Origin of the sequence: Mycobacteroides chelonae CCUG 47445, from assembly GCF_001632805.1 — a bacterium.
GTDB lineage: Bacteria > Actinomycetota > Actinomycetes > Mycobacteriales > Mycobacteriaceae > Mycobacterium > Mycobacterium chelonae.
Map to the genome: position 1 here is coordinate 1,857,665 of NZ_CP007220.1, position 12,950 is coordinate 1,870,614.

Annotated in this window: 10 protein-coding genes and 1 tRNA gene; 9 read left to right on the top strand and 2 right to left on the bottom strand. The window is 62.3% G+C overall.

All coding sequences use genetic code 11. The features are described 5' to 3' along the window. The first annotated feature begins 113 nt into the window (after positions 1-113). From BB28_RS09190 to BB28_RS09220, 7 genes are all read left to right on the top strand, one after another. Complete coding sequence (locus BB28_RS09190) at positions 114-776, top strand: response regulator transcription factor (protein ID WP_081252363.1); 663 nt, start codon at positions 114-116, stop codon at positions 774-776. Further along, on the top strand, positions 773-1,789 hold the full coding sequence (locus BB28_RS09195; protein WP_046253287.1) for a sensor histidine kinase: 1,017 nt from the start codon (positions 773-775) through the stop codon (positions 1,787-1,789). The genes BB28_RS09190 and BB28_RS09195 overlap by 4 nt, the downstream gene beginning before the upstream one ends. Beyond that, positions 1,786-3,333, top strand: coding sequence for a DUF4153 domain-containing protein (locus tag BB28_RS09200; RefSeq protein ID WP_046253288.1), 1,548 nt, complete (start codon positions 1,786-1,788; stop codon positions 3,331-3,333). Before BB28_RS09195 ends, BB28_RS09200 begins: the two co-directional genes overlap by 4 nt. Before the next feature lie 50 nt (positions 3,334-3,383). Next, positions 3,384-3,457: transfer RNA gene (locus tag BB28_RS09205), tRNA-Ile, on the top strand. A gap of 113 nt (positions 3,458-3,570) precedes the next feature. Next, a complete protein-coding gene (locus BB28_RS09210) occupies positions 3,571-4,761 on the top strand; it encodes an IS481 family transposase (protein WP_046253289.1) in 1,191 nt (396 codons plus the stop codon). A gap of 243 nt (positions 4,762-5,004) precedes the next feature. After that, positions 5,005-6,681 (top strand): DUF5677 domain-containing protein, encoded by a 1,677-nt coding sequence (locus BB28_RS09215; RefSeq protein ID WP_075874194.1) that lies wholly within the window; start codon positions 5,005-5,007, stop codon positions 6,679-6,681. 365 nt (positions 6,682-7,046) lie between these two features. Beyond that, positions 7,047-7,844 carry a hypothetical protein gene (locus BB28_RS09220; protein ID WP_126315388.1) on the top strand — a complete coding sequence of 266 codons (798 nt, stop codon included), beginning with the start codon at positions 7,047-7,049 and terminating at the stop codon, positions 7,842-7,844. Between the two features lie 581 nt (positions 7,845-8,425). On the opposite strand, the gene BB28_RS09225 is transcribed toward BB28_RS09220, so the two are convergent. Next, on the bottom strand, positions 8,426-9,241 hold the full coding sequence (locus BB28_RS09225; protein ID WP_046253291.1) for an RsiV family protein: 816 nt from the start codon (positions 9,239-9,241) through the stop codon (positions 8,426-8,428). A 174-nt stretch (positions 9,242-9,415) separates the two neighbouring features. Here BB28_RS09225 and BB28_RS09230 point away from each other — a divergent pair, with 174 nt between their 5' ends. Next, on the top strand, positions 9,416-11,776 hold the full coding sequence (locus BB28_RS09230) for an arylsulfatase (RefSeq protein ID WP_046253292.1): 2,361 nt from the start codon (positions 9,416-9,418) through the stop codon (positions 11,774-11,776). A 3-nt stretch (positions 11,777-11,779) separates the two neighbouring features. Here BB28_RS09230 and BB28_RS09235 read toward each other — a convergent pair whose 3' ends face one another. Next, positions 11,780-12,046, bottom strand: a complete 267-nt coding sequence (locus BB28_RS09235; protein ID WP_046253293.1) for a hypothetical protein — start codon at positions 12,044-12,046, stop codon at positions 11,780-11,782. 124 nt (positions 12,047-12,170) lie between these two features. On the opposite strand from BB28_RS09235, the gene BB28_RS09240 reads away from it, so the two are divergent. Continuing rightward, on the top strand, positions 12,171-12,941 hold the full coding sequence (locus BB28_RS09240; RefSeq protein WP_046253294.1) for a S1/P1 nuclease: 771 nt from the start codon (positions 12,171-12,173) through the stop codon (positions 12,939-12,941). Positions 12,942-12,950: the final 9 nt, after the last annotated feature.

Below are 12,950 nucleotides of genomic sequence, written 5' to 3' on the forward strand. Positions count from 1 at the left end.
GCCACAACCTCGGTCTCGGCGGGGACTCTACCTCCACAGAACCTTCACAAAAGGCTCCAGCGATCACCACAACCGTCAAATAGGCTGTTCATGTGCAAGGCCAGCGAAGAATCTTGGTTGTCGATGACGAGCCAACGATCTGTGCGTCCATTTCCGCGCGGCTGCGTGCCGAGGGGTATGCCGTAGACACCGAGGACAACGGCCTGGACGCGGTGCGGCATTGCCGCGAAACCCCGCCGGATCTGATGGTGCTCGATGTCATGCTGCCCGGTCTCGACGGCCTGGAGGTGTGCCGCCAGGTGCAGGCGCACGCCCCGATTCCGGTACTGATGCTCACCGCGCGCGGCACCGAGACCGACATGCTGGTGGGACTGGGCGTGGGTGCCGACGACTACCTGCCCAAGCCGTTCAGCATGCGGGTGCTGGTGGCCCGGGTGGCCGCGCTACTGCGTCGCACCGAACGCGTTGCGCCGCCGAGCACCGATGTGCGGATCGGGCAGGTGCACATCGATGTCTCCGAGCGCCGCGTCTATCACCGCGACGACGAGGTGCACCTGACCCGCACCGAATTCGATCTGCTGGCCTATCTGGCCGATAACCCGCGAGTGGCGATCAGCCGGGAGCGCCTGCTCGATCAGGTGTGGGGCTGGAGCGAGGGGCTGCCGTCGGGGCAGCGCACCGTCGACAGCCACATCAAGGCGTTGCGCCGCAAGCTCGGCCAAGAGCTGATCCGCACCGTGCACGGCATCGGATACGCGTTGGAGGTACCGCGATGAGCCAACTGCTGGAACTGCTGCCGCGACCGTTGGATCCGTTGCGCTCCTTCAAGTTCAAGACCGCGGTGCTGGTGGGGGTGGCGCTGCTGATCGCCACCTGTCTGCTGTGGATTACCGCCGAATGGAAGCTGCGGTACGCGCTCACGCTCGCGTTGTTCGTGTCCTTTGGGGTGACGTGGTTCCTGGCCCACGGCATGACCTCGCCGCTGCGGGACATGACGGCGGCGGCGCGTTCGATGGCGCAGGGCGACTACTCGCGCCGGATTCGTTCGACCTCTCGCGATGAAGTGGGCCAGCTGGCAACGGCTTTCAATCACATGGCTGCCGAGTTGCAGTCCGCCGAGAAGTACCGCCGTGAGTTGGTCGGCAATGTCTCGCACGAGCTGCGCACACCGATCACGGCGCTGCAGGCGGTGCTGGAGAACATTGTCGACGGGGTGGCCGAGCCGGACCCGGCGACATTGAAAACCGCACTGGCGCAGACCGAACGGCTGGGCCGGCTCGTGGACGACTTACTTGACCTGTCCAAACTGGAGAACGGATCGGTTCCGGTGCAACGTGAACCGTTCGAGGTGCGCGAGTTCGTCGACGGGGCGGTGGCCGAGGCCAAGACCACCGGGCGTCAGGTGCGCTACCACGTGACGGTCGAGCCGTTCGATCTGCAAGCGGTCGCCGATACCGCGCGGCTGCACCAGGTGGTGGCCAATCTGCTGGATAACGCCTCGCGGCACAGCCCGCCCGGGGGACAGGTGTCAGTGTTCGCGCGCACCGAGAACGACGCGCTGCTGCTGGAGGTCGCCGACACCGGGCCCGGCATCGCACCGCACGAAAGATCACGAGTGTTTGAACGATTCACCCACGGGGGATCGCGCGACGGTGGCACCGGTTTGGGGCTGGCCATCGCGCAGTGGGCCGTCGATTTGCATGGCGGCCGCATCGAAATCGTGGACGCGCCCGGTTGCCGGGTGCGGGTCACCTTGCCGCAGTTTGAATCCGAGGAGGGGAATTCATGACCACTGGTTCCATAGTGCCGCCGCCGTACCCATATCCGGTTCCGGGTGCGCCTGCGGGGCCGCCCGTGCCGCGCCCGCCGGTGCCGATCTTCGGCCCGCCCACGCGGTTCCTGACGGCCTGGCCGCGCGACATCCGCTCGAAGATGACGCAGGGCGCACTTCTCAGCGGTATCGGGGCCGGGCTGGTGGCAGCACTGTGCTGGCGGTCCTCGCTTCCGGGCCTGGGCTGGACGCTGACAGCGTTCGCGGTGGCGCTTGCCGCCTTCGCAACACAGAAAGTGCAGTGGACGCCCACCCGCATCGGCACGCTGCTGCTCGCGCTGTGCCTGGCGGTGGTGCCGACCGTGCGGGATGCGGGATGGCTTGTGGCGCTCTGTGTCCTGACGTCGGGAGCGCTTTTCATTTATGCGCTAGCCCCGGCGCGGACGTGGACCGGGCTGGTGTACGGACAGTTCGTGATGCTGCGGGCGCCATTCCGGTTGGCGGGCTGGATGCGCCGGGGGACTCGCACGATGTCGCGTGGCCGCAAGGTCAACCCGGACCGCGCGGCCATCGTCGTGCTGATCACCGTGGCCCTGGTGGCGGCGTTCGGGGCGCTGCTGGCCGATGCCGACGCCCGGTTCAAGGCGCTGCTCAGCGGGGTCCTGCCGTTCGTGTCCTTCGGCGATGTGGTCGGACGGGTCATCATCGGTGTGCTGGTCGGCGGGTTCGCCTTGGGTGCCATCTACGTGCTGTCCAAGCCGCCGAGCTTTGACCGATTGGCGCCGACCGAGCCCAAGAAGCTGCCGCGCTGGGAGTGGAGCCTGCCGTTGGCCGCGCTGAATCTGCTGTTCATCGCCTTTGTGGGCGTGCAGATTTCGGTGTTATTTGGGGGAGATGAGCATGTGCAGGTCACTGAGGGGTTGACCTACGCAGAGTATGCGCGGCAGGGCTTTTGGCAGCTGCTGTTTGTCACCATTCTGGTGATGGGCGTGATCGCGGTGGCGATCCGGGTGGCGGGGCGCGAGGATGCTCGCGACCGGCTGTTCCTGCGGGTGCTGATCGGTGGGCTGTGCCTGACCACGCTGGTGATCGTGGCCTCGGCCATCCATCGGATGTCGTTGTACGAGAAGGCGTACGGGTTCAGCGTGGAGCGGCTGCTGGTGCGCTGGATCGAGCTGGGCATGGCCATCGTGTTGGTGCTGATCCTGGTGGCGGGGATTCGGATGAGTGCACGATGGCTTCCTACTGCTGTGGTGGCGGTCGGCGCGTTCGGGATGCTGGGGCTGGCGAACTTCAACCCGGAAAGCTATATCGCGCAGCGCAACGTCGAGTTCTTCGAGCAGACCGGTAAGATCGATCAGTGGTACATGGGGAGCTTGTCGTCCGATGCTTTCGCCGCGACGAAGTCGCTGCCCGAGGAGGTGCGGGTCTGCGTGCAGGGGCGGATGAAGGATCGGCTGCGGCCGACGGCGCCCTGGTATGAGTACAACGTGAGCCGGGCCCAGCTGCGGGCCGCTGAGGTCAAGGAGACCTCCTGCAACGTGGATTACGACCACAGGTGACCTGGGGTCCCGGGGTGTGGCGGGGGATCGGCTAGAGTCGTGACCTGCTGGGGGCGGTAGCTCAGTTGGTTAGAGCCGTGGACTCATAATCCATTGGTCGCGGGTTCGAGCCCCGCCCGCCCTACTTAAGAGGTGTATTACCTCGGGTGATGCTTGACGTTTGGCCTTCGGGTGATGCTTTACGGTGTTTCGGCTGATGCTTTACACCTGTGTCGGTTGATCCTTGACACTCCCTGGATGAGGGAGTTGAGCGTGGTCGAGCAGCGGTATCAGGCTGTGTTAGCGGTGATCAGCGATGGGTTGGCGATCAGCCAGGTGGCGAGCAAGGTCGGGGTGTCTCGCCAGACGTTGCATGCGTGGTTGGCCCGCTATGAGGCCGATGGTTTGGATGGTTTGGTGGATCGGTCGCATCGGCCGGTGTCGTGTCCGCATCAGATGCCTGCGCAGGTGGAAGCGGCGGTGGTGGAGTTGCGTCGGTCTCGTCCGTATTGGGGTCCGCGGCGGTTGGTGTTCGAACTGGCCAAACGTAAGGTGTCTCCGCTGCCGTCGGAATCGGCGGTGTATCGCGCGCTGGTGCGGGCCGCGATGATCGATCCCGCATTGCGGGATCGGCGTTCACGCAAGTGGAAACGCTGGGAACGTGGGGCGCCGATGGAGTTGTGGCAGATGGATGTCGTTGGCGGGTTCCCGTTGGCTGACGGGACATCAGCGAAGGCGTTGACCGGGATCGATGACCATTCCCGGATGTGCGTGTGCGCCCGTCTGATGGCCCGTGAGTGCACCCGCGCGGTGTGTGATGGACTGCGGGATGCCTTGGCTACCTATGGGTCTCCGGAGCAGATCCTGACCGATAACGGCAAGGTGTTCACGGGCCGGTTCAATCATCCGCCGGTGGAAGTACTTTTCGATGCGATCTGCCGCGAGAGCGGGATTGAGCATCTGTTGACCCAACCGCGCAGTCCGACCACGACGGGCAAGATCGAACGGTTTCATCGGAGTTTACGTGCTGAATTCCTGTCCACGGCAGTACCTTTCCGGGATTTGAAGACAGCCCAGCAGGCGTTGGATGTGTGGGTCCGCGACTACAACATCAACCGGCCGCATCAGTCGTTGAAGATGGCTACCCCGGCCCAGCGGTTCACTGCGTCCGCGCCGGTGGCAGCGCCGTCACCGTCGAAGGCGGCCCGCCAGCACCAGCGTGACGGGTCTGATTGGGTGTCTCGGACGGTGACGACTAATGGGGTGGTGTGCGTGTCCTGGCAGCAAGTCTCGGTGGGTCGCCATCACGCTGGGGCTCGTTGCGATGTGCACGTCGATGGCGACCTGCTGCGGTTCTGGATCGGGGAGGATCTGGTCAAAACCGCTGCCCGCACCAGCACCGGTGAGGTACGAAACAAGAAGGCCTGCCGCAACCGCGACCAGGCCTAACCACAACAAGAGTGTCAAGGATCAACCGACACAGATCCATCAACCATCAACCGAAGACAAACAGCCCTACTTAAGAGGGCTGTTTTCGAGTTGATGTTTCTAGAGTCATATTTCTAAGGTCATCGTTAGCTCGTCGTTTATGGGGTCGGTGCGGTCGAGGAGATCTGCTGCCCGGGGATGAACTCGACTGCGGCTCGCCGGCGGCTAGTTGTCGTTGCCTTGCGTTAACGTCAAGCTGTGAAAATGCCCGGTTCGAACCAGCAGTCCGGGGTCTTGGCCGGGCATGTGAAGCGTGGAAAGGTGTTCACGTCGCCGCTCGCTGCGACCGGGGTGCTCAACGTCGCGAGTTGGGTGAGAGATGACCTGCCCGATCTTCTCTGGCCAGTCTTGGTTCTCTCTGAACTGGGCAGTGACCAGGCTGTGAGATTTGTACGCTGGCAGGGACGTGTGTTGGCCGAACTGGACGGAAGTGCCGAGCCTGCCTTCCTCGCGGGATGCCTCGACGGGCGTCTCTCAGGTCTACAGCGACTCTCGGAGAAGGATCCGGACGCGATCGACGTTGTGACCTCGCACGCGTCGAGGCTCGGATTGCTGTCAGAAGGCATCCGCCGAACGCTGTCGTCGTATCCACGCAGACCCGCTGAGTGGCTGACCGGCTTGGAGATGGAATCTCCAGGAAAGTCCGAAATCGATCGACTCGCCACTGCAGTTCTAGAGGCCATGACTGATGATCATCGCGAGGCGATTATCAAATGCATGGCCATCTGGAGCGGTGTTCAGGCGGGGACGCTAAGTAGCAGTCAAGAGACGGTCGACCTTCTCAAATGTTATCCGAACGATGCCGCGACTATCTCGCAGGCGGATTCCGCTATACGGGCGATGTGGGGGGCTATGCGAGCGGCAATGCTTGCACGTGATTCCGACTACTTCGTCGAGAGTATTCGATTTTCAAAAATCTTTTGGGGTGTGAATTCGATGACGACACGATGCATGCGTGCGCGGGATGTGAACCCGGACAAGCAAGTCGACGCTATTGCAGATCATTCCGGTGAACCTGAGCGTACGGAACCCGAGTCGTCGGGTCTGCTCCGCGAGGATTTCCAACAGCGAGCGATGGACTTGACGTCGAGCTACGTCGAGGCCGTAGAGACATCTGCGTCAAGGCTATACGACCCATCACGTGATGAGGTCCACACAGGACTAGTGGTGCGTGCCGCTCGCGAGGTGATCGCGATGCTTGGATCGCCCGATCTCTGGTGCTCGGAGCATGGTTCGGGCGTCGGACGCACCCTCGTCGAGAATCGGATTCTGCTTGTCTGGATGGCTACCCAGAATCAGGAGGAAATCTATCGTCGATACAAGGACTATGGTGCGGGCAAAGCCAAGTTGTACGCATTGCTCGCAAAAGGGATGCCGAGCGATTGGCTCGTCAACGGTGCCGAAGAGGCCGTATCCGTAATCGAGAGGGCCAGCCACAATGGAGTTCTTGATTACCGAGAGGTCGACATCAGCGCGAACTTCGCGGGCAAATCCTTGCGGCAGATGGCCGACGAATGCGGACTTGCTGATCTGTATCGGCACGCTTACCAAATGCAGAGCGGTATCTCACACTCCGAGTGGTGGTCAGTCGAAATCCATTGCATGGAGCCATGTCTTAACGTCCTTCATCGCGGCCATCTAATTCCGAGTATGTCCCTCCCTGCTAGAGGCAGTGACGACATCGCACGATCGTGGCTCATTGCTCTCTATGGGCTCATTAGAGCGAGCCTGGACTTACTCGGCATCTCAGATTCCATCGTGCATGCAGCTTTCGGCTGGCTTGAGGGGGTTGACTTGCCCGAGGATGCGTGGCGTCGATCAGAGTCAGATACCGAGAGTGGTGTAGCTCCGGCGGAGGAGGCCGGTGTGGACGTTGACTGATGCCGCCACGACTTTAAAGCGGAGACGATAGTTTGGCGAACTACACTCGGGTCGACTGGCGGTCCGAACGGCCGGGAACCGATTCGCCCGCGGAGGCCTGGGCATCCTGTCATAGCGGTGACCGACTGCGAATGAGCCCGATTCGAAATGGCGAATTTTGGCGCAAAAGCGTGAGGCGAAACACCCGTTGGCGCTCAGGCCCTTCCATCACGTCGATCGAGGTCTAACTCGAGTTCAGTACGCCAGCTGGGTATAACACTTCGACGTGTAGAGGGCCGTATGGTGTCTCGTGTGCGGATAGGTGAGGGACGGACTTGACTGGGTATCCGACTCTCGTCAGGTACAAGCAATACCGTGAGTACGAGTTGGCCAGAATTGCGGCAAGCGACGCCATGATGGCGTTGCTTGCCGGCGCACAGCTGGCCACGCACCTTTTGCGGCTGACCGATGGTTCGAAGCAGTTGCTACCTGAGGTCTTTCCGAATGTGCCACATATCAAGCGCTTCAATCTGACGACGAATTCCGCCAGGCAGATTCTGGACGAAGCAGATCAACATCTCGGTGCCATGGGGGTGCCGTACACGTTGGCACTGCATGAGGATTATCTAAAGAGTTGCATTCTTCTGCTAGAACAGTCTGGACTGGTCGCAGCAAGGACGGCCGAAAGAAGTCGCCTTGTTGCGCAGCACGATATTATTGCCGGCGCTTCCAATGGCTCTTTTTCGCCGGTGCCGCGTGCCCAACTCGATACGTTGCGTCTGATGCGTAATTGTCTTATCCATGCGGGCGGTAGAGCTGACAATGCTCTGGTGACACAAGTGGCAGGATGGAATGCCGGGACGGACAGCGCGTGGAGAGAAGTTGCAGGACGGAGCCCCCGGGCCCTTCAGATTGGCAACCTTGTCGAATTTGGTCATGGCGAAATGATTGTCGCTCTCGCGGTGACGAAGACACTCGACCGCGAGGTGAACGTAATGCTCCAAGATGTGCTTCCTCGTGTTGTTTGGTCCGATATGGTCGCCGCAGAATTCGCCGAACAGAGTCCTTCATTGATTCGAAGCAGCACCGCATTTCGCAAGGTCAAAGGGCTGGCTAAACAGTATTACTCACCGCTGGTACTCACCGATCATGAGCTGAATAGCGCAGTCGAGAGGTTAAGGTGAAACTTGGAAGCGGGCGCTCTATTTACTTGAGCTACAACCCGATGATCGGGTCGCTGAGTTTCGCATTCGGATCTCCGCTCTTGTGTAGAACGTTCGGTTGCTAAGCCGACAGGACCTCGTCTTGCTCCTAGTCCGAGGCTAGCCGCAGAGTGCTGCGAGCAGAGGCCAGCGGTGCTGTTTGGAAGTGCCGATTCGCATCGAAGGCGACCGGGGCCAATCTGAAATCGTGGGCAGTCAGTCTGTCGGTCCAGCGGATTCGGACGTGCCCCGTGGGTGATCCGTACGCTCAGCTGTCGCTCTCGGGTGGGTTGGCAATGCAGTCTCATAACCGGCAGAAGTGCCCGTCTTCTCGTGGCACAGATGCCGTCGGTTGAAGACCGCTGGACCAGCCACCTCGGCTATGGTTACGCCGTTTCATGATCTTGAACCGCTGCTGGGGAACGGTCATGGCGGGATCAGCAGACCCGCTCATTGGCCCAACGCCGCCACCATCAGGATGACGGCGAGGCGATGGAATGCCTTGCCGCCCAAGTTGAACACACCCGCGCATACGTCCGATGACGTGGAAGAAGCTGCTGGCCTTACGCGATCATCGGATCAATTGCCGACCGTGGCACCAGCACCTGCAACGCCCCGTATGAGTCGGGCAGTATCGCGCCTTGGTCGAAGAAGAACATCACTCCGTCGTTGAGCACCGCGAAATTCTGGTAGTTCGACGAGTTGTACAGCGACGTCGGCGAGAACGGTAACGGCGGCGGGGGCGGAGGTGGCGTCGTAGTAGTCGTCGACGTGGTGGTAGTCGGCTGTCCCGAGGTTGTCGTCGGAGTGGGAGTCGCCACCGGCGGCGGTGCCAACTGCTGCTGCAGCTGCGCCTGGACAATCGGCGCGACAGTCTTCAGCGGATCATCCACCCGCCACAGTGGCGCACTGTCCTTGTCGTCCTGCGCCACCGTGTAGAGAATCGGCTTGCGATAGCTCTGGTCCCAGTTGTATGCCTTGAACGTGGTCTGCGCGCTGCCGGTGTTTTGGTACACCTTGAACACCACGGTCTGCGTGCCGCGCGGGGGTATTGCCGAGGTGTATGCCGTCGGCTTGATGCTCAGCTGATACGGCGTGCTGCGCGCGGTATTGGACTTGGCCGTGTTGAGGAACGCGTCGCGCGTCTTGGCGACATATTCGGCGATCGGCTTTTGTTCCGGGTAGTTCAGCGGAATGGTGATGTCGACGCTGTACCCGGGGTCCGAGAGGCGGATCTCACACGTGGTGCCGGTGTTATTGCCCTTGAGGTCGGCGCAGTAATCGTGCGGCGCGGCCCCCGCTACGCCAGAAAAACCGAAGATGGCGGCAGCCGTGGCCAGTACGGACACGCTTACCGAGCGTATGGATAAGTAGGGCACGTCTGCACTCTAACTTCGCAAGGTGAACCAAGTGCCCGGACCGCAGAACTGAGCCACCGAACCGACCTGCGCCTTTGAAGCTCCTGATAATCGGATAGAAGCCCTCTCGGCAGCCCCGCCACCTCGCTACGATCACTGCGTCCTTGGATCTTGAACCCCTACGAGGGAGTGGCCATGACGGGATCGCCGGAGTCTGGTTTCCACGGCAAAATCGCCTTGGATATAAGGGATTCCGAACCGGACTGGACCCCCTACGCCGCACCCACCGCACCCGAAGGCGCACCCAACGTTCTGTACCTCGTCTGGGATGACACCGGCATCGCGACCTGGGACTGTTTTGGCGGCTTGGTGCAGATGCCCGCCATGAGCCGGATCGCCGAACGCGGTGTGCGCCTCTCGCAGTTCCACACCACCGCACTGTGCTCACCGACCCGCGCCTCCCTGCTGACCGGCCGTAACGCCACCACGGTCGGCATGGCCACCATCGAAGAGTTCACCGACGGCTTCCCGAACTGCAGCGGCCGGATCCCGTTCGACACCGCACTGCTCTCCGAAGTACTCGCCGAAAAGGGCTGGAACACCTACTGCGTCGGCAAATGGCACCTGACTCCGCTGGAAGAGTCGAATCTTGCCGCCACCAAACGGCATTGGCCACTGAGTCGAGGCTTCGAGCGGTTCTACGGATTCATGGGCGGCGAGACCGACCAGTGGTACCCGGACCTGGTCTACGACAACCACCCCGTCGAGCCGCCCGCCACCCCCGAGGACGGCTATCACCTGTCCAAGGACATCGCCGACAAGACCATCGAATTCATCCGCGACGCCAAGGTGATCGCCCCCGACAAGCCCTGGTTCTCCTACGTGTGCCCCGGCGCCGGCCACGCTCCGCACCACGTCTTCAAGGAATGGGCCGACAAGTACGCCGGTAAATTCGACATGGGCTACGAGCTCTACCGCGAGATCGTGCTGGAAAACCAGAAGAAGCTCGGCATCGTCCCATCGGACACCGAGTTGTCGCCCGTCAACCCGTATCTCGACGTCAAGGGCCCCAACGGTGAACCCTGGCCGCTGCAGGACACCGTGCGCCCCTGGGACTCGCTCAACGACGAAGAGAAGCGCCTCTTCTCGCGCATGGCCGAAGTCTTCGCCGGATTCCTCAGCTACACCGACGACCAGATCGGCCGCGTCCTGGACTATCTAGAGGATTCGGGCCAGCTCGACAACACCATCATCGTGGTGATCTCCGATAACGGCGCCAGCGGCGAGGGCGGACCCAACGGTTCGGTCAACGAGGTCAAGTTCTTCAACGGCTACATCGACACCGTCGAGGAAAGCCTGCGCTTCTACGACAACCTCGGCGGCACGGAAACCTACAACCACTACCCAATCGGGTGGGCGATGGCGTTCAACACCCCGTACAAGCTGTACAAGCGCTACGCCTCGCACGAGGGTGGCATCGCCGACACCGCAATCATCAGCTGGCCCAACGGGATCGCCGCGCACGGCGAAGTCCGCGACACCTACGTGAACGTCAGCGACATCACCCCGACCATTTACGACCTGTTGGGTATCACCCCGCCCGACACCGTGAAGGGCATCGCCCAAAAACCGCTCGACGGCATCAGTTTCACTGCGGCGCTGAAAGATCCGACCGCCGACACGGCCAAGGACACCCAGTTCTACACGATGCTCGGTACCCGGGGCATCTGGCATAAGGGCTGGTTCGCCAACACCGTGCACGCCGCCACCCCTTCGGGCTGGTCGCACTTCGACAAGGACCGCTGGGAGCTGTTCCACATCGAATCCGACCGCAGCCAATGCCGCGACCTCGCCGAGGCCCACCCCAAGAAACTCGAAGAGCTCAAACAACTCTGGTTCGACGAGGCCGCCAAGTACAACGGACTGCCGCTGGCCGACCTGAACATCCTGGAAACCCTCACCCGGTGGCGGCCCTACCTGGTGGGGGAGCGCAAGTCCTTCATCTACTACCCGAACACCGCCGCGCTGGGTATCGGCGCCGCCGTCGACATTCGCGGCCAGTCTTTTGCCGTCCTCGCCGAGGTCACCACCGACACCGGAGCCGAGGGTGTCATCTTCAAACAGGGTGGCGCGCACGGCGGGCACGTGCTGTTCATCCAAGACGGGAAGCTGCACTACATCTACAACTTCATGGGGGAGAAGGAGCAGAAGGTGTCCTCTACGGGCGCTGTTCCGCTGGGTGCGCACGTGCTTGGGGCGCGCTTCGTCAAGACCGGCACCGTCGCGGGCAGCCACACTCCGGTCGGCGATGTCACGCTGTTCATCGACGGTCACGCCGTCGGCTCACTGGGCGCCGTCGAAATCCATCCGGGCACATTCGGTTTGGCTGGGGCCAGCTTGTCCATTGGGCGCAACAGCGGCTCGGCGGTCTCCTCGGACTACAAGGCGCCGTACGCCTTCACCGGCGGCACCATCGCGCAAGTGGTCGTCGACATCTCCGGGGAGCCGTACGAAAACCTGGAGAAGAAACTCGCGATCGCCTTCGCCAAAGACTGAGGACTAGGCGGGCCACTCGGTGAGCTGTTCCCACTCACCGAAGGGCGGCTTCTTCGCGGCCTCGATCACGATCTGTGCGGTCACCGCCGACCCAGGATGGTATTCGTCGATCGCGAATCCGCCTTGGCGGTCCTCCGGTGTCGTGCCGTCCCAGATGTAGATGGGGCCGGGCGCCGCGGCGGCCTCGGCGACTTCCTGGCCGCACTCGGCGGCAGGCTCGTCGCGACCAACACCGGTGTGCTTGCCATCGATACGCCGCCAGATGCTCACAAATCGGATGCTACGCGCTGGCACGCTCCCTGGGCAGCCACAACTTGACCAAGTGGTGAACTCACAGAACGAGTAGGTGTCTACTTGCGCCATCGCGGCCGCACTGTGTCACCGTGGACTGGTGATGAAAAAGTTTGGCGCGTTGGTGGTTGCGGCCGCCCTGCTGCTGGTGACCGCACCGTTGGCTTCCGCGTGGGGCCCGCAAGGGCACAGCATCGTGGGCGCGGTTGCCGATGCGCAGCTCACGCCGACCGCCCGCGCGGAGGTTTCGCGCCTGCTGGCCGGGCAGGCCACCCCGACGCTCGCGGGTGTGGCCAACTGGGCCGATCAGGTGCGCCCCAGCCGACCGAACACCGCGCCCTGGCACTACGCCGATATCGCCGAGAACAACTGCCAATACGTGCCCGCGATCAATGGCGACAACGGCAACAACGTCATTGAGGCGATTCGCAACCAGACCGCGATTCTGGGCGATGCATCCAAAACGGATGCCGAACGCCAAGAGGCGCTGAAGTTCGTCGTGCATTTCGTCGGCGACATCCACCAGCCGATGCACGACGCCTACGCCCGCGACCGCGGCGGCAACGACATCCCGCTGACCTACAACGGCCGCTCCACCAACCTGCATTCGTTGTGGGACAGCGGATTACTGAATACCCGCGGTCTTAACGACGCTCAGTACACCCAGGTGATCCAGGCGCTTCCCGCCCCCGATCTCGGCAGCACCGATCCCGTCGACTGGGCGCAGGACACCTGCCAGATCGCCGTGGGCGCATACCCCAGCACCTCGGCCATCGGCACCGACTACACCAACCAGTACCGGCCGATCGCCGAGGCGCAGCTGCGCCTGGCGGGTGATCGCCTGGCGCGGTTGATCAACGAGACGCTCCGCTAGCGCAGTTCC